Genomic DNA, 22,317 nt, shown 5'->3' on the forward strand with positions numbered 1-22,317 from the left:
GAGGGAATTAAGTCGTTTGTGCACAAACGACCTAATTCCCTCCGTCCCCTTTTTTGGTCACCGCCAGTCGGTGATGCCTTCGCGTCGGTAGACCTCGGCGAACGCCGGGCGCGCCTTCATCGAGGTGGCATGCGCCTTGAGCACCGGCCAGGTGTCACTGGGCCTGGGCATGTTGCGCGACCAGCGCATCAGCATCACCAGCATGTAGTCGACCACGCAGGGCCTGGCGCCCAGCAGGTACGGGCCGTGCGCCTGCAGGTGAGCGGCAACGTGCTGCCAGGCCGCTTCGAGCCGCTGACGCGCCCTCTCGCGGCTGGCCTCGACGTTCGCCTGGCCGGCCATTTCATGCGGATAGAACCAGGCCCGATAGGCCGGCTGCAGCGTATTGGCACACCAGAACATCCAGCGGTAGGCATCGCCACGCTGCGGCGTGCCCGGCACCGGGAGCAGGCCGGCCTCCGGGTGGCGATCGGCCAGGTACAGGGCGATGGCCGCCGCTTCGGTCAGTACCAGGCCATCGATCAACAGTGTCGGCACCACACCGGCCGGATTGAGCGCCAGGTACTGCGCCGACTTGTGCTCGCGCGCGTCGAAATCCAGCAGCACCAGTTCATGCTCGATGCCGAGCTCGATCAGCAGCCAGTGCACGACCAGCGCGGCGGTACTGGTCGAACCATACAGCGTGGTGCTCATGCGGAAGATCCTGTGCGGGTGGATCAGCCGATTATGCGCCCACGCGCGCGATCATGGCTCAGCCGCAGCTGCTCATGCAGGAATCCCGGCGCTCGCCACAGGACATCATCGGCGCGCGCATCGCGCAGTCGTGCGTCTTCAGTTCGCAGGCACGGCGCAGGTCCGGATTGTCCACGTCCTTGCAGCGCTTGTCCGGCGCCGGCACCACCTGCTGCTCGCAGTTGCTCTGGCGGCTGCCGAGGGAGTCATTCTGCGCCATGCAGCTGCGATAGCCGGCCTGGCACTGCACGCGGCATTGCGCCGATGCGGGGAAATCCGCGCCTTCGTACGACGCCGGGGTGCTGCAACCGGCCAGGGCCAGCAGCACGCCTACCACGATGAACCGATGCAGGGCCATGGACACGTCCTGTGCGAGGGTGTTCCGACCGTAGCAGAACAACCGCTACCGGAACATCAATATTTTTGCCCACACAACAACGGCGCCACAGGGGCGCCGTTGTCTGGTCCGGGATGAAGGGCTTACTCCACAACCACCGGAATCTTGCCGATGCGGGCCTGCCATTCGCGCGGGCCGGTCTTGTGCACCGATTCGCCGGTGGAATCCACCGCCACGGTCACGGGCATGTCCTGCACGGTGAACTCGTAGATCGCTTCCATGCCCAGGTCGGCGAAGCCAACGACCTTGGCCGCCTTGATCGCCTTGGACACCAGGTAGGCCGAACCACCAACGGCCATCAGGTAGGCCGACTTGTGCTTCCTGATCGCCTCGATGGCGGCCGGGCCGCGCTCGGCCTTGCCGACCATGCCCAGCAGGCCGGTCTGTGCCAATACCTGCTCGGTGAACTTGTCCATGCGGGTCGCCGTGGTCGGGCCGGCCGGGCCCACCACTTCGTCGCGCACCGGATCGACCGGGCCGACGTAATAGATGAAGCGGCCCTTCAGGTCGACCGGCAGTTCCTCGCCCTTGTTGAGCATGTCGACCATGCGCTTGTGCGCGGCATCGCGGCCGGTCAGCAGCTTGCCGTTGAGCAGCAGGGTCTGGCCCGGCTTCCAGCTGGCCACGTCCTCTGGGGTGATCGTGTCCAGGTCCACCCGGGTGCCCTTGGACGCGTCATAGGTCAGTTTCGGCCAGTCTTCCAGCGACGGCGGGTCCAGCATCACCGGGCCACTGCCATCCAGGGTGAAGTGCGCATGGCGGGTGGCGGCGCAGTTCGGGATCATCGCCACCGGCAGGTTGGCCGCATGGGTCGGATAGTCGTTGATCTTGATGTCCAGCACAGTGGTCAGGCCGCCCAGGCCCTGCGCACCGATGCCCAATGCATTGACCTTCTCATACAGCTCCAGGCGCAGCTCCTCGATGCGGTTGGAGGCACCACGGGCCTGCAGCTCGGTGATGTCGATCGGTTCCATCAGCGCCTCCTTGGCCAGCAGCATCGCCTTCTCGGCGGTGCCACCGATGCCGATGCCGAGCATGCCCGGCGGGCACCAGCCGGCGCCCATGGTCGGCACGGTCTTCAGCACCCAGTCGACGATGGAGTCGGACGGGTTGAGCATGGCGAACTTGGTCTTCGCTTCCGAACCACCGCCCTTGGCGGCAACGATGACGTCGACCTTGTTGCCCGGCACCACCTTGACGTTGACCACACCCGGGGTGTTGTCCTTGGTATTGATCCGCTTGCCGGCCGGATCAGCCAGCACCGAGGCGCGCAGCTTGTTGTCCGGATGCATGTAGGCGCGGCGAACGCCTTCATTGGCCATGTCTTCCACGCCCATGGTGGCGTCATCCCAACGCACGTCCATGCCGATTTCCAGGAACACGGTGACGATGCCGGTGTCCTGGCAGATCGGACGGTGGCCTTCGGCGCACATCCGCGAATTGATCAGGATCTGGGCCATCGCTTCCTTCGCGGCCGGCGACTCCTCGCGCTCGTACGCGGCGGCGAGGTTCTTGATGTAGTCGACCGGGTGGTAGTACGAGATGTACTGCAGCGCGTCGGCGATGGACTGGATGAGGTCTTCCTGCTTGATCGATGTCACGGCTTGCTCGCTTGCTCGAGGCTGGCGGGGGTAATCCGCCCATTTTACCCCCTCCCCCGGCCCCGGGGTGGTAGTGCCGGCCGCTGGCCGGCAAGATTCCCCCCGACGCTCTGTCACGCCACGCGCCACTGCGGCGTCCTTGCACACATGAACGCCGAAACCGTTTTCCAGACCCACCGCCCGCGCCTGATGGCGCTGGCCTATCGCCTGCTCGGCAGCCGCGCCGACGCCGAAGACGTGGTGCAGGACGCCTGGCTGCGCTGGTCCGGCGCCGATCCTGCCAGTGTCCGCGATGCAGAGGCCTGGCTGGTCACCACCACCACCCGGCTCGGCCTGGACCGCCTGCGAGCGGCCAAGCGCGAGCGTGTCCACTATGTCGGCCCATGGCTGGCCGAACCGCTGGCGGTCACCCTGGAGCCTGACCCCGCGCCCGGCCCGGCCCAGCTGCATGCGCTGGCCGACGAGGTCTCGGTCGCCTTCCTGACCCTGCTCGAACAGCTCGGCCCCGAAGAACGCGCCGCCTTCCTGCTGAAGGAGGCCTTCGACCACGACTACCGTGAGATCGCCGACCTGATCGGCCACAGCGAAGCCAACTGCCGGCAGCTGGTGCACCGTGCCCGGCAGCGCCTGCAGGCCGGACGGCCGCGCTTCAACGCCGACGCCATCCAGCACCGGCAGTTGCTGGCGCGCTTCATGGATGCCTCGCAGCGCGGCGACAGCGAAGCGATCCAGGCCCTGCTGCACGCCAATGCGGTACTGGTCTCCGACGGCGGTGGCGTAGTCACTGCGGCGGTACGGCCCCTGCTGGGCGCCGAACGCATCGGCCGCCTGTTCTGGGCCATCGCCCGCCGCGGCGCGGCGCATCCGGCGCAGCTGGGCTACGTCAACGGCGAACCGGCGATCCTGCGTTTCCAGGGTGACCGCCTGCACTCGATCACCACCATCGAAGTGGTCGATGGTCGCATCGCCAACGTGTACAGCGTGCTGAATCCAGAAAAATTGCCGAAGGTTGTCACGCACCACGACGCTGCGGCGTCCTTGTGATGAAAGGCGGCCATCGTGGCCGCCGTGGAGCCCACGATGTCCGATCACACCTTCCCCCGCGTCCCCTACACCCGCCTGGCCGCCGAGGCCTTCAAGGGCCTGCTGGCCACCAGCCAGGCGGTGCATGACAGCTCGATCGACCCGACCCTGATGGAACTGGTGTTCCTGCGCGTGTCGCAGCTCAACGGCTGCGGCTACTGCATGGACATGCACGGCACCGCGCTGCGCAAGGGTGGCATCGAGCCGCGCAAGCTGGACACCCTGCCCGCCTGGCACGAAAGCCGCTTCTTCGATGCGCGCGAACGCGCAGCACTGGGCTGGGCCGAGGCGCTGACCCGCTTGACCGACGGAGCGCCGTCGCAAGCGGCGTTCGATGCACTGGAACCGCACTTCGATGCGAAGGGCATCAGCGACCTGAGCATGGGCATCGCGGTGATCAATGCCTGGAACCGGCTGGGTGCGGGGCTGCTGCCACCGCTGCCGTAACGGAGAGCGGGGTCGGATCCCTTCGCATGGCGAAGGGCTCTGACTCCGAGGCGCGGTGGCGGGATCAGAGCCCTTTGCGCTGCAAAGGGATCTGACCCCATATGACCCCATCTGCACGCCGTGCGCGCGCACAATGGCGGCATGCCTACTGCCGCCGCGAAGAAACCCAGCCTGCGCCAGCGCTTCAGGGCGATGCGCAATCTGCCCCCCTTCCTGCGCATGGTCTGGAAGACCAGTCCGGCGCTGACCCTGGCCAGCCTGGGGCTGCGCCTGATCCGTGCGCTGCTGCCGGTGGCGATGCTCTACGTCGGCAAGCTGATCATCGACAGCGCCCTGCACCTGAGCCAGCACGATGCCGGCTTCCCGCCGCTGGGCGAGGCGCTGTCCAGCGGCCTGCTCAATCCACTGCTGGGCCTGCTGGCACTGGAATTCGGCCTGGCCATCGCCTCGGACCTGCTCGGCCGGCTGGTCAGCTACGCCGACGCTCTGCTTTCCGAACTGTTCGCCAACGCCACCAGCATCCGCCTGATGGAACACGCCGCGACGCTGGACCTGGAGGATTTCGAAGACCCGGACCTGCAGGACAAGCTGGACCGTGCGCGGCGCCAGACCATGGGCCGGATGAACCTGATGAGCCAGCTGTTCGGCCAGGTGCAGGACGCGATCACCGTGGCCAGCCTCGCCGTCGGCCTGCTGGTCTACGCGCCGTGGCTGATCCTGCTGCTGGCGCTGGCACTGGTGCCGGCCTTCATCGGCGAATCGCACTTCAACGCGGCCGGCTACAGCCTCAACTTCCAGTGGACGCCCGAGCGCCGCCAGCTCGACTACCTGCGCCAGCTGGGCGCCAGCGTGGAAACGGCCAAGGAAGTGAAGATCTACAACCTGCACCGCTTCCTGGTGGAGCGCTACCGGCGCCTGTCGGTGGCATTGTTCCAGGCCAACCGCGCCCTGGCACGGCGCCGCGCGTTCTGGGGCACGCTGCTGGCTGCGCTGGGCACGCTGGGGTATTACACCGCCTACGCCTACATCGCATGGCGCACGGTGCGTGGGGACTTCTCGATCGGCGACCTGACCTTCCTCGCCGGCAGCTTCCTGCGCCTGCGCCAGCTGCTGGAAGGCCTGCTGATCGGCTTTTCGCAGGTGGCCAGCCAGGCGCTGTACCTGGATGACCTGTTCTCGTTCTTCCAGATCCAGCCGGAAATCCACTCGCGCGATGGGGCCGTGCGCGTGCCGCAACCGATCCGCCAGGGCTTCGTATTCGAGAACGTCGGCTTCCGCTACCCCGATGCCGAACAGTGGGCGGTGCGTCACCTGGATTTCCAGCTGCACGCCGGCGAAGTGCTGGCCCTGGTCGGCGAGAACGGCGCCGGCAAAACCACCCTGGTGAAGCTGCTGGCGCGGCTGTACGAACCGGACGAAGGCCGCATCCTGCTCGATGGCCGCGACCTGCGCGATTACGACCTGGATGACCTGCGCGCCAACCTCGGGGTGATCTTCCAGGACTTCGTGCGCTACAACCTCAGCGCCGGCGAAAACATCGGCGTCGGCCAGGTCGAGGCGATGGACGACCAGGCACGCATCGCTGACGCGGCGCGACGCGGCATGGCCGAGGAAGTCATCGACGACCTGCCCGGCGGCTACGACCAGCAGATCGGCCGCCGCTTCAAGCAGGGCGTGGACCTGTCCGGTGGCCAGTGGCAGAAGATCGCCATTGCCCGCGCATGGATGCGCAATGCGCAGGTGATGATCCTGGATGAGCCAACGGCAGCGCTGGATGCCCGCAGTGAGTTCGAGGTGTTCCAGCGGTTCAGGGAACTGGCGGATAATCGCACCGCAGTACTGATTTCCCACCGCTTTTCCTCGGTACGCATGGCCGACCGCATCCTGGTGCTGGCCGATGGCCGGATCGAGGCCAGCGGCACCCATGCGCAGCTGATGGCGCAGGGCGGCCGCTATGCCGAGCTGTTCGAGCTGCAGGCGGCGGGTTACCGCTGAGAACGCCTCTCGTTCCGCCCAATGAGAACTTGTCTCATTTGAGATAGAATTACCCCCGACGACTTTCGATAGATACGCCCATGTCCTCCGCTTTCGGCGCCGAAACGGTGCTTGAGGTCCGTCACTGGACCGATGCCTACTTCAGCTTCACCACCACCCGCGACAGCGGCTTCCGCTTCGAGAACGGCCAGTTCGTGATGATCGGCCTGGAAACCGAGGCGCGACCGCTGCTGCGCGCCTATTCCATTGCCAGTGCCAACTGGGAAGAACAGCTGGAGTTCTTCAGCATCAAGGTGCAGGACGGCCCGCTGACCTCGCGCCTGCAGCACATCAAGCCGGGCGACAAGGTACTGGTCGGCAAGAAGCCCACCGGCACCCTGCTGATCAGCGACCTGCATCCCGGCAGGAACCTGTACCTGCTGGGCACCGGCACCGGCCTGGCGCCGTGGCTGTCGGTCATCAAGGACCCGGAAACCTACGAGCGCTTCGAGAAGGTGATCCTGTGCCACGGCGTGCGCTACGAAAAGGACCTGGCCTACCGCGATTACTTCGAGAGGGAACTGCGTGAGCACGAGTTCCTCGGCGAGATGATCGGCGACAAGCTGCTGTACTACCCGGCCGTCACCCGCGAGCCGTTCGCCAACCAGGGCCGCCTGACCCAGCTGATGGAGAGCGGCGAGATGCAGCGCACCCTCGGCCTGCCGGAACTGAGCCCGGAAAACGACCGCGCGATGATCTGCGGCAGCCCGCAGATGCTGGCCGACCTTCGCACCGTGCTCGATGCCCGGGGTTTCCAGGTTTCGCCGCGCATCGGCCAACCGGGCCACTACGTGTTCGAGCGCGCGTTCGTCGAGAAATGATGCTGCAACGGCAGTGCCGGCCGCTGGCCCGCGCTTCCTGGCACCATGGGATTGCCGGCCAGCGGCCGGCACTACCTCACAGCAGCGCTTCGATCGCGCTGCGCAACTGCTCCGGCCTGGTGGTGGGCGCATGCCGCGACACCACCTGCCCCTGGCGATCGACCAGGAACTTGCTGAAATTCCACTTGATGCGGGCACTGCCGAGCAGGCCACGCTTTTCGTGCGTCATCCAGGCCCACAACGGATCAGCGCCCTCGCCGTTGACCTCGATCTTCTCCGACAGCGGAAAGCTGACCGGATAGTCCAGCGAACAGAACTGGCGGATCTGCGCCGCGCCCCCCGGCTCCTGCGCACCGAACTGGTTGCACGGGAAGCCGATCACCACCAGGCCGCGCTCGCGGTAGTCCTGCCACAACTGTTCCAAGCCGGTGTACTGCGGGGTGAAGCCACAGCGGCTGGCGACGTTCACCAGCAGCAACGGGTGGCCCTGATAACGGGCCAGCGCCTGCGGCTGGCCGTCGAGGTCACGGAAGCTGAAATCGTAGGCGCTGGTCATGATGGCGGGCCGTGGGTGGTGAATGCATGGTACCCGCGCCCGGAGCCGGCAACATGCCTTTTGACACAAGTGCGGGCGCCGCCGGCCGGGTTACCCTCGGGCCCTTGTTTGCCTTACCGGAGTCCCTGCCTTGACCACCCGCCTTGCCCTTGCCGTGGCCATGTCCCTCGGCCTTGCCCTGCCCGCCTTCTCGGCCAGCGCCGTCACCCCGTCTGCCAGCACCCATGCCCAGCAGGCCAATCCGTTCTTCGCCGAAAGCCCGCTGCCCCTGCATTATCCGCAGTTCGACAGGATCAAGGACAGCGACTTCGCCCCGGCCTTCGACGCCGGCATGGCGCAGCAGCTGAAGGAAGTGGAGGCCATCGCCAACAACAAGGCCAAGCCGACCTTCGACAACACCATCATCGCCCTGGAAAAAAGCGGTGACATCCTCGACCGCGCGACCACCGTGTTCTTCAGCCTGGTCGGCGCCGATACCAACGACACCCGCAAGAAGCTGCAGGCCGACTACTCGGCGAAGTTCGCCGCGCACAGCGATGCGATCGCGCTGAACGGCAAGCTGTTCGCCCGCATCCAGGCGCTGTATGACACCCGCAGCCAGCTGGGCCTGGACGCCGAAGGCGTGCGCCTGGTCGAGAAGTACTACGACAACTACGTGCGCGCAGGCGCCAAGCTGTCCGAGGCCGACAAGGCCAAGCTGAAGGAGATGAACGCCGAGCTGGCCAACCTCGGCACCAAGTTCAGCCAGAACGTGCAGTCGGAAGTGAACGCTTCGGCAATCACCGTCGACGACGTCAAGGCGCTGGACGGCCTGTCCAAGGAGCAGATCGCCGCCGCCGCCGAAGCCGCCAAGGCCCGCGGCCAGGACGGCAAGTACGTGATCACCCTGCTCAACACCACCGGCCAGCCGCCGCTGACCAACCTGGCCAACCGCGCCCTGCGCCAGAAGATCTACGAAGCGTCGGTCAGCCGTGGCAGCCGTGGCGGTGAGTTCGACAACACCGCGCTGGTCTCGCGCATCATGCAGCTGCGTGCCGACAAGGCCAAGCTGATGGGCTTCCCGAACTTCGCCGCCTACAACCTGACCAACCAGACCGCCAAGACCCCCGAAGCGGTCAACGCAATGCTGGGCAAGCTGGCCCCGGCCGCGGTGGCCAACGCCAAGCGTGAAGCCGCCGACCTGCAGGCGATGATCGACCAGGAACAGAAGGCCGCCGGCAAGCCGACGTTCAAGCTGGAACCGTGGGACTGGGCCTTCTACAGCGAGAAGGTGCGCCAGGCCAAGTACAACTTCGACGAGTCGCAGCTGAAGCCGTACTTCGAAATGAAGAACGTGCTGGAGAACGGCGTGTTCTACGCCGCGGGCCAGGAATTCGGCCTGACCTTCAAGCAGCGCACCGACCTGCCGGTCTACCACGATGACGTCACCGTCTACGACGTGTTCGACGCCGACGGCAGCCAGCTGGCGATCTTCATCTTCGACCCGTATGCACGCGCCTCCAAGCGCGGTGGTGCGTGGATGAACTCCTACGTCTCGCAGTCCAAGCTGACCGGCTTCAAGCCGGTGGTCGCCAACCACCTGAACATTCCGAAGCCGCCGGCCGGCCAGCCGACCCTGCTGACCTGGGACGAGGTGAACACCACCTTCCACGAGTTCGGCCACGCCCTGCACGGCATGTTCTCCAACGTGAAGTACCCGTATTTCTCGGGCACCTCGGTGCCGCGTGACTTCGTCGAGTTCCCCTCGCAGGTCAACGAGATGTGGGCTGACAACCCGGTCATCCTGAAGAACTACGCCAAGCACTACCAGAACGGTTCGGCGATGCCGCAGGCGCTGCTGGACAAGGTGCTGGCGGCGGCCAAGTTCAACCAGGGCTTCGCCACCACCGAGTACCTGGGTGCGGCCATGCTGGATCAGCGCTGGCACCAGATCGGCCCGGACCAGGTGCCGGCGGCCAAGGACGTGATGGCCTTCGAGCGCGCCGCGCTGGAGAAGGACGGCATCTACTACGCTCCGGTTCCGCCGCGTTACAAGACCCCGTACTTCAGCCACATCATGGGCGGCTATTCGGCCGGCTACTACGCCTACATCTGGTCGGAAGTGCTCGATGCCAACACCCAGAAGTGGTTCAAGGACAATGGCGGCCTGAGCCGCAAGAACGGCGACCACTTCCGTGCCACCCTGCTGTCCAAGGGCGGCAGCGTCGACGCGATGCAGCTGTTCCGCGATTTCGCCGGCCACGAGCCGCAGATCGAACCGCTGCTGGAAAAGCGTGGCCTGACCGGCGCCGGCAACTGATCACCTGCGCGGTAGCGTGAAACGAAAACCGCCCGGGAGACCGGGCGGTTTTTTTGTTGTGGTTGGGGTCAGAGCCCTTTTCTGTGAAAAGGGATCTGACCCCGGGGTCTCCGACCCCGCGCTGGCTTCATCGTGGCGCCACGTACCCACCCGGCACGCCTTCCGGCGACAGCACCAGCTGCCACAGTTGCGCGTGCCGGCAGCGGAAGGTGGCCATCGACCCGGCCAGGTAGAAGCGCCACATGCGGCGGAAGTGCTCGTCGTAGCGCGCATCCAGCCGTGGCCACGCCGCCTCTACGTTGCGCCGCCAGGCCTGCAGGGTCAGGTCGTAGTCGGTGCCGAAGTTGTGCCAGTCTTCCAGCACGAAACGGCCTTCGAACGCCCGGGTGATCTGCGCCGCCGACGGCAGCATCGAGTTGGGAAAGATGTAGCGCGCGATCCACGGATCGGTGCGATGCCGGGAGATGTTGGTGCCGATGGTGTGCAACAGCAGCAGGCCGCGCTGCGACAGGCAGCGCTTGGCCACCTCGAAAAAGCCCGCGTAGTTCTTGTCACCGACGTGCTCGAACATGCCGATCGAGAAAATCGCATCGAACGGTTCGTCCAGCTCGCGATAGTCCTGCAGTCGGATCTCGATCGGCAGGCCCGCGCACAGGTTCCGCGCGAACTCGGCCTGCTCCTGCGAAATCGTCACGCCGACGCCACTCACACCGTAGCGCTCAGCGGCGAACTTCAGCGCTTCGCCCCAACCGCAGCCGATGTCCAGCACGCGCTGGCCCGGGCGCAGGCCCAGCTTTCGGCAGACCAGGTCGAGCTTGGCTTCCTGTGCGGCGTCGAGATCATCGGCGTTGCGCCAATAGCCGCAGCTGTAGACCAGGCGCTGGCCCAGCATGGCCTGGTAGAGATCGTTGCCCAGGTCGTAATGACGGCGCCCGACCTCGTAGCTGCCCTGCCCCGCCTGCAGGTTGAACAGGCGCGCCTTCAGCGCATCGGCCACTTCGCGCCAGCCGTGCACCCGTTCATCCAGGTGCGCCTGCATCAGGTGGGCGAGGAATTCATCCAGGACGTTCGCATCCCACCACCCTTCCATGTAGCTCTCGCCCAGGCCGAGCGAGCCTTGGCCCATGACCCGCGCGAAGAAGCGCGGGTCATGCACCTGGATGTCCTGTGGCTGGGTACCGCCGATGCGGACCCCGGCTTCGTGGAGCAGGCCGGCGACCCGCTCCTGCAACCCTGTATCCACGTCACCTCCTCGACTGCGGTCAACCGCGTGCGAACAGCTCCACGTAGTCCTTGGCCACGTGCGGCAACAGCACCGCCGCCGGTACATCGGCGGTCTGGGTGCCGTCCGAGTATGGACCCACCTGGTACGGAGGGAAAACAAAGCGCAGCGCGGTGATCTGCCCCTTGTCGTCGGTCAGTGGCTGGAACTGGCTGAAATTGTCGGCCTGCGGGCCAGTCCCGTCGGCGATCATGCGCGATGCGTTGCGCAGCGATTCCTGCAGTTGGGCCGGGTCCATGTCCTCGCCGCTGAGCCGCGTGGCCACGCGTTCGCGCAGCTCGTCGGAGACGAAATCGCTGATTGCCTTCCAGCCCTTGGCATCGGTCACCAGCTTGTCGGCACTGAGCATCTGCTGCTGCTGCGGCAGCCATACGAAGCGCGCCACCAGCGGTTCGCCATGGGCGCCACCGGTGTAGCGGCTGCCATCGGCACTGACCACCACCAGCTGCGGGGTTTCCAGCAGCTTCTCGAAGCTCAGCGACAGCTCGTAGGGCATGGTCGGCTTGTCATTGCCCAGCCCGTCCAGAGCCTGCTGCAGGTCACTGCGTGCACTCGTCGCATAACTCTGCAGCGCGCGCGCCAGGCCGGGGTAGCGGTCGATACCGGCCGGGTAGCTGATGCCCACCACTTCGCGCTCGTTGTTTTCGATCACGTCGCGCAGGTCCAGCGGCGCTTCCGTGGCCGGCGTCTCGCCGGCGGCGGTGGCTTCGGCGGCGGGCGCCGCGTCGGTTACCGGCGCCGGCTCGCTTTCACGCTGGCAACCGGCCAGCAACAGCACGCCCACCACGCCGGCCAGCACGCTGCCGTGCAGTGGCCGGTTGTTTCCAATCTTCATCGGGATCCCCTGTTCATGTTTGTACATCATCGCCTGCCATGGCTGAAGCGTGGCCCGCTGGCATTCAGCCAACGAGCAGGTCGTGGTACTCCTCGTGCCGCTGCAGGAAGGCCTCGGCGTAGGAACATGCCGGCACCACCTTGTACTTCTGCTCGCGGGCGAAACGCAGTGCCACGCGGGTGAGTTCACCGGCGATGCCACGGCCGGCGATCGGCTCAGGCACCTCGGTGTGGGTGATGACCATGCGCTTGCGCTTGATCTGGTAGTCCAGCACCGCCAGCTGTCCTCGCACACGGGCGGTGAAGCGGTGGTTGGCCAGATCGTGTTCGACCTCGTAGGCCAGACCGGGGGGCGTGACCGAAGCCATGGAACTGTCTCCTGCGGCGACTGCGTGGATGGTGCGCAGCCGGGCGCCATGATCGCGTGAAGCCTGAACAGGGGCAAGTCCAGTCCATTCACGTCAGTTTTCGCCCTCAAGCTGGAGGGTCGCCGGCCGCTATCGCCTATGGCGGGGTACGGCTAGGCTGGCACGACCCTTGCGACCGTTGATCATGCGCACCACCGTGGAGGCTCCCATGCACGCCAGCGATTCCCATTCCGATACCGACCGCGCCCTGCTGGAGGGCCTGCTGCAACTGGCGGTGGAAGGGCAGACCGAGGATCAGGATTTCCAGCGCATCGGCGAGGAAGTATTCGCCCGCCTGCTGGATACCTACGGCCACACGACCCAGGCCTGAAACCGGATACGCCGGGGCCGGATCCACAGGATCCGACCCCGGCACGCTTCAGCCGCCCAGGCGGAAGGTCGGGTTGGAGAGTTCGCGCAGGAAGTGGTTGAAGATGCTCGGCTGCATGGCCAGCATGAAGATCACGCCGAACGCCGCACCTGCCAGGTGCGCGCTGTGGTTGATGCGATCGCCGCCGCGCTTGTCCATCCAGATGCTGTAGCCGACGTAGAACGCGGCATAGATGATCGCCGGTGCCGGGATGAAGAACACCAGGATGATCGACCACGGCTTGATCAGGATGAAGGCGAACAGGACCGCCGACACCGCACCGGATGCCCCGAGGCTGAGGTAGTTCGGATTCTTCTGGTTCTTCAGGTAGCTGGGCAGGATCGAGACCAGCAGCGCGCCGATGTAGAACGCCGGGTAGGTCAGGTAGCTGCCGGTCAGCTGCACCATCACGCTCTCGATGAATCCCCCGAAGAAGAACAGGGTGATCATGTTGAAGATCAGGTGCGACCAGTCGGCGTGGATGAAGCCATAGGTCACCAGCCGGTCGTACTGGCGATGGCGGTCGACGGCCGGCGGCCACAGGATCAGGCGATCGGCCAGCTTGCGGTTGTTGAACGCCATCCACGACAGGATGGCGGTGATGGCGATCAACAGCAGATTGACGGGGGTCATGTCAGGCTCAGGCGCTACGGTAGTTGTCGACCATACGATAGCGTTTCGCGTACCAACCGAAGGCCAACGCCGCGACGAAGGCGAAACCGGCAAAGAAGAACATCAGGAACGCCGCTTCGCTCAGGCCCGTACTGGCAATCCTGTGGGTCACGGCATCGTTGCGCACGGCAGCGTTCGACAGCAGCACCCACAGGTTGCCGATGGTGGTGGTCAGGTTCCAGAAGCTCATCACCACGCCCTTCATCGCCTGCGGCGCCTGGCTGTAGGCGAACTCCAGGCCGGTGGCCGAGACCAGCACCTCACCGAAGGTCAGCAGCGCATACGGCAGCATCTGCCAGAAGATCGACATGGCGTTGCCGCCGTCCATCACCACCTGGATGCCGCCGACCACGATCCAGGCCAGGCCGCTGAAGGCGATGCCGGCGGTCATGCGGCGCAGCGCGGTCGGCTCGAAGCCGAAGCGGCGCAGGGCCGGGTACAGCACCAGGTTGTTGAACGGAATCAGGATCATCACCAGCAGCGGGTTCAGCGCCTGCATCTGCGAGGCGGTGAACCAGCTCGGCATCTGCATCTGCTGACCCTGCAGGACCCAGGTCGAGGCCTTCTGGTCGAACAGCGAGAAGAACGGCGTGGTCAGCGCGAAGATCACCAGCACGCGCAGCACCGAGCGCACGCCTTCCACGGCTTCGGCCGGATGCTGGCCGCGGGCGCGATCGAGCTGCAGCCAGGTGCCACCACCGATGCCCGCCAGGATCGACACCAGCGCCAGGCACAGGCAGATCACGATGCCCAGCGAGCCGACCAGGCCGAACGAGGCTGCAGCCAGCGCCAGGCCGAGCACGGCGATCACCAGGCCCGGACGGCCCTGGCCGGCCACGCGCGTGGTCAGCGCGGTACGCACCACATTGGCGAACGAATGCGGATCCTTCGGCGGCAGCGGCACCAGCACGTAGCGCTTGCGGCCCAGCCAGAACACGAAGGTTGCAATGAACATCAGGATGCCCGGGATACCGAACGCCCACTGCGGCCCCCAGTTCTTCAGTGCCAGCGGGATCAGCAGCGAGGCGAACAGCGAGCCGAAGTTGATGATCCAGTAGAAGGCGTCGAAGACGATCTTGGCCAGGTGCTTGTTGCTCTGGTCGAACTGGTCGCCCATGAACGAGGCCACCAGCGGCTTGATGCCACCGGCACCCAGCGCGATCAGGCCCAGGCCAAGGAAGAAGCCCTCGCGGCTGTTCTCGAACAGCGCCAGGCACAGGTGGCCGGCGCAGTAGACCAGGCTGAACCAGAGGATCGTGTGGTACTTGCCGAAGAACCTGTCGGCCAGCCAGCCACCGAGCAGCGGGAAGAAATACACGCCGATCATGAAGCTGTGCATGATGTCCTTGGCTTCACCGGCACGGCCTTCCGCAGTGATTTCCTGCAGCAGCAGCGAGGTGATCAGGAACTGCACCAGGATGTTGCGCATCCCGTAGAAACTGAACCGTTCGCAGGCCTCATTGCCGATGATGTACGGAATCTGGCGCGGCATCTTTCCTTGGCCGGCGATGGGGGCGACTGCGTCGTGGCTCATCCTGTAAGGCATTCCTGCAAAGCGAAAGGCGCAAGGTTACCGGAACCGGGGCTTGCGAAGCACGCTGCAGGGCTGCATGACAACGGTGCCAATCCGTGGCAGGCAGTGCAGGCCCTGCCGGAAGTCACGGCATCTGCACGGCAAAAGCGTAAACTTATCGTTATGCGCCCCCTCGCCCCCGCCCGCCTCCTGCTCAGCTGCCTTGCGCTGTTGCTGGCATTGCAGGCGCAGGCACGACCACAGGCGCCGGCCGCCGTTGCCCGTGAGAGCGAACCTCGGCAGCTGACGGTAGCCGCGCTGGAGCTGCCCAGCCGCGATGACGCGCAATGGAAGCAGCGCCGCGAGCAGGTCGCACAACTGCTGACCGACCTGCAGCCGGACGTGATCTCGGTGCAGCAGGTGCTGCAGCAGCAAGGCCGCAACCCGGCCTGCTGGCTGGCCAGCCGGCTGCGCTACAGCTGCGACTTCGTCACCGCCGACCCACCCAGCCAGCCACTGCGCCATGGCAACGCCATGCTGACCCGGCTGCCGGTGAGCGAGGACGGCGTGACCCTGCTGCATCCTCCCGGCACCTTCAGTGCGGCCGGCATGATGCGGCTGAAGCTGGGCGAGGCGCTGGTCAACATCTATGTGGCGCGGCTCCGCCCGGACCCGGACGAGGCCACCGCCCGCCAACACCAGACCAGCGACCTGATGACCTGGATCGGCGCCACCGCCGAAGGCATGCCCAGCCTGATCGCGGGCGACTTTTCGGCCAGCACGGTTGAGCTGGTGCGTAGCACGCCCGGCTTCCAGCCGGCACGGCGCAATCCCGGCGGCCGCGCCGAGCCGCCTGCAGCCAGTGGTGGCGGCGCCAGTGGCCACGGCTTGGACGTGCTGTTCCAGGTCAAGCACTTCGGCGGCATCCGCCAGCAGCCGATCCTGCTGCCCGCCGACGGCGACCTGCCCGGACTGCGCCTCGGCGTGTTGGCAACCCTGCGCCTGCAGGACGATACGGCCACTGCCGAATAGGTCGTGCCGGCCGCAGGCCGGCTCCCCGGGGACCACACGATTGCGGGCCAGCGGCCGGCGCTACCGAATGAATCCTGCAACAGGAAAGGCCGGGGTCTCCCCCGGCCTTTCCACTCATCCCATCACCGCAATCAGGCGATCGCTTCCTGGTAACGGCGCTCGACTTCATTCCAGTCGATGACGTTGAAGAACGCGCCGATGTATTCCGGGCGGCGGTTCTGGTACTTCAGGTAGTACGCGTGCTCCCAAACGTCCAGGCCGAGGATCGGCGTGTTGCCTTCCATCAGCGGGCTGTCCTGGTTGCCGGTGCTCTCGACCACGACCTTCTTGTCCGGGGTCACGCTCAGCCATGCCCAGCCACTGCCGAAACGGGTCAGCGCCGCCTTGGTGAAGGCATCCTTGAACTTGTCGAAACCGCCCAGGTCCTTGTCGATGGCCTTGGCCACGTCACCCACCGGGTTGCCGCCCGCGTTCGGGGCCATCACGGTCCAGAACAGCGAGTGGTTGGCATGGCCACCACCGTTATTGCGCACCGGACCCTGCAGGTTCTCCGGCAGCGACTTGAGCTTCTTCACCAGCTCTTCGACCGGCAGGTCAGCGTATTCGGTGCCTTCCAGCGCCGCGTTGACGTTGTTGATGTAGGTCTGGTGATGCTTGGTGTGATGGATTTCCATCGTCGCCGCATCGATATGCGGCTCCAGCGCGTCGTAGGCGTAGGACAGCTTGGGCAGGGTGTAGGCCATGATGCATCTCCTGATTGCGAGGGCACCCGACGATGTCGGGCGGTGCGCCGTGAATGATGGGGACAGACCCGCAGATTACCAAGGGGGATGTAAAGGAAATTGCGTCCTGCCAGTGAGCACGACGGCAATTGTTACGCAGCAGTGACGCGGCGCCCTCCTCATGCGCCATGCAGCGCGCAGGCGCTACAGTGCGTGCACCACCCCTCGCCCGCCCCTGCCCATGCGCAACCCCCGGCTGCTGATCACCGCCATCGCCCTGCTGCTGCTCGGCCTGGTCGCCAACCATTTCCTGCAGCGGCCGCCGGCGCCACAGTTCGCACCGGACCTGCAGGGAACACCGACCGCACGGGCGCCTGCCACGGCCACGCCCGGACGGGACAACGGCCTCCCCGCGTTCCTGCCCACCGAAGCACGCCAGACCATTGCCCTGATCCAGCGAGGCGGTCCATTCCCGCACCGCCAGGACGGCACCACCTTCGGCAACCGCGAGCAGCAGCTGCCGCAACGTCCGCGTGGCTACTACCGCGAGTACACCGTCAACACCCCCGGTGCACGCACGCGTGGCACGCGCCGCATCGTCACCGGCGGCGATCCGCCGGAGGCGTGGTACTACACCGACGACCACTACGAATCGTTCCGCAGCTTCACCGTACCGGCCCAGGGAGCGCAGTGATGAGCCACGATGATTTCGGCCTCGGCCTGCATGACATCAATAATGCCGGCGTCTATGCCATCGACAGCGATGACATCGGCGCACTGGCCGCAGCAATGCGCGATGCCAGCCTGAAGGTGATCCGCATTGATCTGGAAGGCGTGACGGACAAGCGCACCCTGCTCGCCCGGCTCGCCGCGCAACTGGATTTCCCGGCCGGTTTCGGCGGCAACTGGGATGCACTGTCAGACAATCTGCGTGATCTGCAATGGCTGCCGGCCAACGGCTACGCGCTGTTCCTGGCCGACGTGGATGCACTGCGTGCCAACGCACAGAGGGACTTCGACACCCTGCTGGACGTGATGGATGAAGCCAGCCGCGATTGGGTCGGTCGCGATGTACCGTTCTGGGTGTTCCTGTCACAGAGCACGTAAGGGCAACGCCCTGATAGAGGCTGACCTTGGTCGGCGCTTCTGTGCCAACCAAGGTTGGCACCCACCAAAGCACGCCAGCACGACCGCCACATCCCGCTGTTGGTCCAGCGAAAAGCCCCCTTGTTGTTCAAGGGGGCGCGCCAACGGCGCGGGGATAAGGGAACATGCGTGGACAACGGCAGCCGCTAGCGGCTGCCGTTGTCTTCCTGCAGTTCTTTCTTGAACGGAATGTCCGGCGGCGGCCGTGCCACGGCCGGCTGGTCCTGCATGTTGGGGTTGGTCAGGCCACAGCCACCGCCGGCCTGCAGGATCGAAATGACGCAGGAAATCCTCGTGTTGGTGCCCGGCAGTGGAATCTCCATCGCCTTGACGCCCTTGCGCACCCATTCGGCCAGCAGCGATTCCTGTGGCACCCAGTACTTGTCGAACGACGTCGGCGTGTAGTCGTACGGCGGACGTTTCAGCCATGTGCCCGATTGCGCGATGCGCTCCTTGCTCCAGCCGTCGTTGGCGCCACCGGGCGCACCTCGCTCGGCGTGGCCGTCGCCGTCCTGGCCCGGCACGCGTACGCTGCCATCGGCATTGAACAGGCCATTGCCCCTGCCGGCGGCACTGGCCTGGCGGGCACCGCCATTGCTGCCGTCGCGGCTGCGGCTGGAAGATCCCCAGTCATCGCCCTTGGCCGGTGTCGCCCAGTTGCCGGGATCGGGGGCCGGGCGCGCTCCTGCGTTTGCCGGTGTGCTGCTGGAGGCTGACGGACGCGTGCTGCTGCTCGTCTGCGCCGCGCGGCCTTGGGCCGCAGCCGCAGGCGTCACGGTGGCACTGCCACTGGAGGATGCCGGTGCCACCGCCGGTGCCGGGGCCACTTCACGCTCCCGCACCTGTACATCACGGCCGGTGGGCGCGCGTACGGCGGGCTCACGCCCGGCCAGCGCCGCCATCCGCACCTGCGGATCGGCCACGGCCTGCACTTCACGTTCAAGCACCTGCACGTCCTGCTGTGGCACGCGAACCTGCATTTCAGGGCTGCGCAGCGGTTTGGGCGCGACGGGCGCTTCGACGATGCTGACTTCGCGTTCGCGCACCTGGATGTCACGCACCTGCGGCGTGCGCACGGCCAGTTCCGGGCTGCGCATCTGGCTTGGCGTCGGCGGCGCCTGCACCGGCTGCACGCTGCGCTCGCGCACAACGGGCGTGCTGTCACGTGGTACGACGCTGACTTCGGTTCGCGGCACGCTGACCGGCGGCACCACGAAATCCGTGCTGGCCTGCGCCACCTCGGTGGCCTGGACCGGTGAAGGCGGCGGCGCGGCAACCGGCGCCGGCTCGGCTTCGGCTGGCGGCGGAGGAACACCGGCGGTCGGCGCGGATGCAGGGGAAGATGCGGCGGCTTCGGCAGCCGCCGGACGCGGGGCAGGAGCTGTGGCGGCGTCCGCCTGCTGCCCCGTCGCAACCCGACCTGCCGCAGCGGCCGCAGCGACTTCGGCGCCGGGCTGATCGCCCCCGCCTTCCTGGGTCGCGCGGCCGACGAACTCCACCTGCACGCGCTCGCCCTCGGCGCCCTCTTCGTCTGGCGCAGTGGTGCGGATCACCGCCACCCACAGCAGCAGCATGAAGAACAGCAGGTGCAGCAGTGCGCTGATCAGCGCCGAGGTCCAGCGCATCCAGCGCTGGTCGCGCGGCGCAGCGTCCCAGTCCTGCCAGAACAGACGGCGCAACGCCTGCCACGGTGACAACTGCGGCGATTGGCCTGGCCGGCCGGGCAGCGGACGCGGCAGCAATACCGCAATCACTTCGCGGGCATGCAACGGCCGCGGCAGCGGCCCCAGCGAGCGCAGCCACAGCGCCCAGCCATAAGGCAGGCGCGTGGTCTTCTCAAGGACGGCGCGGGGCTGCTGGCGGGCCAGCAGCAGATCGATGAGTTGCTCGGCCCGGGTCAGAGGCACGCGTCAGCGATCAGGCGACGTTGTCGCGCGGGATGTACGGCGCGTGGCCGCTGTCGTGGTCGGTCGCGTCGCGCACGGCGGTCACGCCCGGCACACGGCCCATCAGGGTCTTTTCGATGCCCTGCTTGAGCGTCACGTCGGCCATGCCGCAGCCCTGGCAGCCACCACCGAAGCGCAGCAGCACCACGCCGTCGGCCGAGACTTCCTGCACGGCCACCTTGCCGCCATGCGAGGCCAGCTGCGGATTGACTTCGTTCTCCACCACCCAGTGCACGCGCTCGACCAGCGAGGCCGCATCACCGGGCGCTTCACCCTTGATGCGCGGCGCCTTGATGGTCAACTGCTGGGCACCGGCGGTGCCGGCGACGATGTCGATCTCGGCACCGTCGAGCCAGCCAACGCTGCCAGCATCGACATAGAGGGTGAAGCCATCGCAGTCCACCGCCCACTCGTCGCCCAGCAGGTCGGTGGGTTCGGCGAACTCCAGCCGGGCATCGGCGCGCGGAGTACCGGGGTCGACCGCGCTCAGGCGCACGCCCATGCCAGGCACGCCCTCGCGTTCGATCAGCTTGCGGAAATGGGTCTGGGCAGTGTCGGAGATCTGGATCATCAGGCTATTCTAGCCAAGTAAGCGTCAGCCGCTCATTCGGTTTATACACCGTCCGGCGCATTGTTCAGTCAACACGAGGTGGAGATTCCCATGGCCGACCTGATTCCACTGGCCCAGGCCCGTTGCGTGCCACGCAAAGGCAGCGACCACAAGCTCGGCGAAGCCCGCCTGGCCGAACTGCTGCCGCAGGTTCCCGGCTGGGAGCTGAGCGAGGGCGGGCAGGCCCTGACGCGCACCTTCCGCTTCAAGGATTACTACGCCACCATGGCCTTCGTGAACGCGCTGGCCTGGATTGCCCATCGCGAGGACCACCATCCGGACCTGGGCGTGCACTACGACCGCGCGGTCGTGCGCTTTTCCACCCATGACGTGGGCGGTCTGAGCGAGAACGACTTCATCTGCGCGGCCAAGACTTCGGCCCTGACGGAGCAACTGCCATGAACGTACGCTTGCTGAGCCTGTCCCTGATCGCTGCGGCCGGCCTGGCCGGCTGCGGCTCGTCCGAACCGCCGGCACCACCGCCGCCGCCGCCAACCGAAGTCGCAGCAGTGAAGACGCCGCCGCCGCAGTACCCGCTTGAACTGGCCTGCATGGGCGTGGGCGGCACCAGTACGTTCAAGGTGACCATCGGCACCGACGGCAAGCCGAGCGAGGTCGCCCTGCTGACTGGCGCGGGCAACCCGCAGCTGGACGAACTGGCCAAAACCGCCGTGCAGGGCTGGCAGTTCAAGGCCGCGACACGCAATGGCCAGGCGGTGCCGGCCACCATCCAGGTGCCGGTCAGCTTCAACCCGCCGCAGCCGAAGCCGGACCAGTGCTTCGCCATTGAAGAGCGCCTGCGCCGCGGCGGCTGATCGCACGCACCCGACGAGGCCAGCCGGCGCCCGCCTCGCCCTCGCCGCCCCGGCCCTGTCCGGGGCGGTTGTCTGTTGACCAGGACTGCGTCGGTAGATGCTGCAGATTCCCCCCGAAAACATCTGGATTGCGCTGGCGGTCACCCTCGCGGCCGGCCTCGCCACTGCGATCGGCAGCCTGCTGGTGCTGTTCTCGCGCCGCCCCAACCCGCGCCTGCTGGCCTTCGGCCTGGCCTTCGCCGGCGGCGCGATGGTCTATGTGTCGCTGTCGGAAATCCTCAACAAGTCCATTGCTTCGTTCGCACTGGCCCATGGCGAACGCACCGGTTTCACCTACGGCACCCTGGCGTTCCTGCTGGGCGTGATCGTGATCGTGCTGATCGACCACTTCATTCCCAACCCGCATGACAGCCTGGACAAGCAAGATCCTGCGTTCCGCGAGAACAGCCGCGAGTACCTGAAGCGGGTCGCGCTGCTGACTTCCGTCGCGATCACCGCGCACAATTTCCCGGAAGGGCTGGCGACCTTCTTCGCCACGCTGGAAAGCCCGTCGGTGGGCATGCCACTGGCCTTTGCGATTGCCATCCACAACATCCCCGAGGGCATCGCGATCGCGGTGCCGGTGTACTTCGCCACCCAGAACAAGGCCTATGCATTCAGCGCCAGCCTGCTGTCGGGTCTGGCCGAGCCGGTGGGCGCGGCGCTCGGCTACTGGTTGCTGTCCGGGTCGCTTTCGCACGCCACCTTCGGCTGGGTGTTCGGGCTGATTGCCGGCGTGATGGTGTTCCTGGCACTGGATGAACTGTTGCCGGCCGCCAAGCGCTATGCGAAGGGCCACGAGACCGTTTATGGGCTGGTGGCGGGCATGGGCTCGCTGGCGATCAGCCTGGTGCTGTTCAAGTGGTGAGGGATTTGCAGCCAACGGGCTGAGCCCCCTCGCGGCTGGTACGTCCCACAGTATCGAGAGGTCACGGGCGGGTATGGGCCTACGCTGCGGA

24 protein-coding genes are annotated in these 22,317 nt (G+C 66.3%); 12 read left to right on the forward strand and 12 right to left on the reverse strand.

All coding sequences use genetic code 11. From position 1 onward, the window contains the following. Positions 1-57 precede the first annotated feature (57 nt). From ACEPA4_RS13110 to ACEPA4_RS13120, 3 genes are all read right to left on the reverse strand, one after another. Positions 58-693, reverse strand: coding sequence for a glutathione S-transferase family protein (locus ACEPA4_RS13110; protein WP_139727365.1), 636 nt, complete (start codon positions 691-693; stop codon positions 58-60). Positions 694-751: 58 nt separating this feature from the next. After that, positions 752-1,090 (reverse strand): hypothetical protein, encoded by a 339-nt coding sequence (locus ACEPA4_RS13115; protein WP_005417563.1) that lies wholly within the window; start codon positions 1,088-1,090, stop codon positions 752-754. 122 nt (positions 1,091-1,212) lie between these two features. Continuing rightward, on the reverse strand, positions 1,213-2,730 hold the full coding sequence (locus ACEPA4_RS13120; protein WP_005417564.1) for a fumarate hydratase: 1,518 nt from the start codon (positions 2,728-2,730) through the stop codon (positions 1,213-1,215). Positions 2,731-2,877: 147 nt separating this feature from the next. On the opposite strand from ACEPA4_RS13120, the gene ACEPA4_RS13125 reads away from it, so the two are divergent. The 4 genes from ACEPA4_RS13125 to ACEPA4_RS13140 all read left to right on the forward strand — a co-directional run bounded on the left by ACEPA4_RS13125 (position 2,878) and on the right by ACEPA4_RS13140 (position 7,115). Next, positions 2,878-3,774, forward strand: coding sequence for an RNA polymerase sigma-70 factor (locus ACEPA4_RS13125; protein ID WP_065178295.1), 897 nt, complete (start codon positions 2,878-2,880; stop codon positions 3,772-3,774). A gap of 36 nt (positions 3,775-3,810) precedes the next feature. Continuing rightward, complete coding sequence (locus tag ACEPA4_RS13130; RefSeq protein ID WP_053497828.1) at positions 3,811-4,260, forward strand: carboxymuconolactone decarboxylase family protein; 450 nt, start codon at positions 3,811-3,813, stop codon at positions 4,258-4,260. A 141-nt stretch (positions 4,261-4,401) separates the two neighbouring features. Next, positions 4,402-6,255, forward strand: a complete 1,854-nt coding sequence (locus ACEPA4_RS13135; protein ID WP_065186077.1) for an ABC transporter ATP-binding protein — start codon at positions 4,402-4,404, stop codon at positions 6,253-6,255. An 80-nt stretch (positions 6,256-6,335) separates the two neighbouring features. After that, positions 6,336-7,115: a ferredoxin--NADP reductase gene (locus tag ACEPA4_RS13140; RefSeq protein ID WP_005417572.1), complete on the forward strand. Its 780-nt coding sequence runs from the start codon at positions 6,336-6,338 to the stop codon at positions 7,113-7,115. A 76-nt stretch (positions 7,116-7,191) separates the two neighbouring features. Here ACEPA4_RS13140 and ACEPA4_RS13145 read toward each other — a convergent pair whose 3' ends face one another. Further along, on the reverse strand, positions 7,192-7,671 hold the full coding sequence (locus ACEPA4_RS13145) for a glutathione peroxidase (RefSeq protein ID WP_065186066.1): 480 nt from the start codon (positions 7,669-7,671) through the stop codon (positions 7,192-7,194). Between the two features lie 130 nt (positions 7,672-7,801). Between ACEPA4_RS13145 and ACEPA4_RS13150 the strand changes: the two genes are divergently transcribed. Continuing rightward, complete coding sequence (locus ACEPA4_RS13150; protein WP_065186065.1) at positions 7,802-9,970, forward strand: M3 family metallopeptidase; 2,169 nt, start codon at positions 7,802-7,804, stop codon at positions 9,968-9,970. Between the two features lie 127 nt (positions 9,971-10,097). On the opposite strand, the gene cfa is transcribed toward ACEPA4_RS13150, so the two are convergent. The 3 genes from cfa to ACEPA4_RS13165 are packed head-to-tail and all read right to left on the reverse strand — an operon-like array spanning position 10,098 to position 12,454. Further along, on the reverse strand, positions 10,098-11,213 hold the full coding sequence (gene cfa / locus ACEPA4_RS13155; RefSeq protein WP_065186064.1) for a cyclopropane fatty acyl phospholipid synthase: 1,116 nt from the start codon (positions 11,211-11,213) through the stop codon (positions 10,098-10,100). A 19-nt stretch (positions 11,214-11,232) separates the two neighbouring features. Further along, positions 11,233-12,114 (reverse strand): DUF3298 and DUF4163 domain-containing protein, encoded by an 882-nt coding sequence (locus tag ACEPA4_RS13160; RefSeq protein WP_262090803.1) that lies wholly within the window; start codon positions 12,112-12,114, stop codon positions 11,233-11,235. Positions 12,115-12,151: 37 nt separating this feature from the next. Then, on the reverse strand, positions 12,152-12,454 hold the full coding sequence (locus tag ACEPA4_RS13165; RefSeq protein ID WP_005417588.1) for a GNAT family N-acetyltransferase: 303 nt from the start codon (positions 12,452-12,454) through the stop codon (positions 12,152-12,154). 208 nt (positions 12,455-12,662) lie between these two features. Between ACEPA4_RS13165 and ACEPA4_RS13170 the strand changes: the two genes are divergently transcribed. After that, a complete protein-coding gene (locus ACEPA4_RS13170; protein WP_162911592.1) occupies positions 12,663-12,824 on the forward strand; it encodes a hypothetical protein in 162 nt (53 codons plus the stop codon). A gap of 48 nt (positions 12,825-12,872) precedes the next feature. Here the strand turns inward: ACEPA4_RS13170 and ACEPA4_RS13175 are convergent, their stop codons facing one another. Further along, on the reverse strand, positions 12,873-13,496 hold the full coding sequence (locus ACEPA4_RS13175; RefSeq protein WP_005417591.1) for a rhomboid family intramembrane serine protease: 624 nt from the start codon (positions 13,494-13,496) through the stop codon (positions 12,873-12,875). 7 nt (positions 13,497-13,503) lie between these two features. Continuing rightward, positions 13,504-15,069 carry an oligopeptide:H+ symporter gene (locus ACEPA4_RS13180; protein ID WP_065186063.1) on the reverse strand — a complete coding sequence of 522 codons (1,566 nt, stop codon included), beginning with the start codon at positions 15,067-15,069 and terminating at the stop codon, positions 13,504-13,506. A gap of 162 nt (positions 15,070-15,231) precedes the next feature. Between ACEPA4_RS13180 and ACEPA4_RS13185 the strand changes: the two genes are divergently transcribed. Next, on the forward strand, positions 15,232-16,080 hold the full coding sequence (locus ACEPA4_RS13185) for an endonuclease/exonuclease/phosphatase family protein (protein WP_065186062.1): 849 nt from the start codon (positions 15,232-15,234) through the stop codon (positions 16,078-16,080). 131 nt (positions 16,081-16,211) lie between these two features. Here ACEPA4_RS13185 and ACEPA4_RS13190 read toward each other — a convergent pair whose 3' ends face one another. Next, complete coding sequence (locus tag ACEPA4_RS13190) at positions 16,212-16,823, reverse strand: superoxide dismutase (RefSeq protein ID WP_005410310.1); 612 nt, start codon at positions 16,821-16,823, stop codon at positions 16,212-16,214. Between the two features lie 220 nt (positions 16,824-17,043). Between ACEPA4_RS13190 and ACEPA4_RS13195 the strand changes: the two genes are divergently transcribed. Beyond that, complete coding sequence (locus tag ACEPA4_RS13195) at positions 17,044-17,496, forward strand: ribonuclease domain-containing protein (protein WP_095378112.1); 453 nt, start codon at positions 17,044-17,046, stop codon at positions 17,494-17,496. After that, complete coding sequence (locus ACEPA4_RS13200) at positions 17,496-17,909, forward strand: barstar family protein (protein ID WP_005417606.1); 414 nt, start codon at positions 17,496-17,498, stop codon at positions 17,907-17,909. The genes ACEPA4_RS13195 and ACEPA4_RS13200 overlap by 1 nt, the downstream gene beginning before the upstream one ends. A 185-nt stretch (positions 17,910-18,094) precedes the next feature. Here the strand turns inward: ACEPA4_RS13200 and ACEPA4_RS13205 are convergent, their stop codons facing one another. Next, on the reverse strand, positions 18,095-19,855 hold the full coding sequence (locus tag ACEPA4_RS13205) for a hypothetical protein (protein WP_164093187.1): 1,761 nt from the start codon (positions 19,853-19,855) through the stop codon (positions 18,095-18,097). A gap of 10 nt (positions 19,856-19,865) precedes the next feature. Next, complete coding sequence (locus tag ACEPA4_RS13210) at positions 19,866-20,465, reverse strand: NfuA family Fe-S biogenesis protein (protein WP_049417239.1); 600 nt, start codon at positions 20,463-20,465, stop codon at positions 19,866-19,868. Positions 20,466-20,555: 90 nt separating this feature from the next. Between ACEPA4_RS13210 and ACEPA4_RS13215 the strand changes: the two genes are divergently transcribed. The 3 genes from ACEPA4_RS13215 (at position 20,556) to zupT (ending at position 22,226) form a co-directional block, all read left to right on the forward strand. After that, on the forward strand, positions 20,556-20,906 hold the full coding sequence (locus ACEPA4_RS13215; protein ID WP_021203009.1) for a 4a-hydroxytetrahydrobiopterin dehydratase: 351 nt from the start codon (positions 20,556-20,558) through the stop codon (positions 20,904-20,906). Further along, a complete protein-coding gene (locus ACEPA4_RS13220; protein WP_065178285.1) occupies positions 20,903-21,319 on the forward strand; it encodes an energy transducer TonB in 417 nt (138 codons plus the stop codon). Before ACEPA4_RS13215 ends, ACEPA4_RS13220 begins: the two co-directional genes overlap by 4 nt. A 97-nt stretch (positions 21,320-21,416) precedes the next feature. Then, positions 21,417-22,226 (forward strand): zinc transporter ZupT, encoded by an 810-nt coding sequence (zupT, locus tag ACEPA4_RS13225; protein ID WP_065186060.1) that lies wholly within the window; start codon positions 21,417-21,419, stop codon positions 22,224-22,226. Positions 22,227-22,317: the final 91 nt, after the last annotated feature.

The sequence above is a fragment of the Stenotrophomonas sp. P2112 genome (assembly GCF_041897515.1).
Classification (GTDB): Bacteria; Pseudomonadota; Gammaproteobacteria; order Xanthomonadales; family Xanthomonadaceae; genus Stenotrophomonas; species Stenotrophomonas sepilia.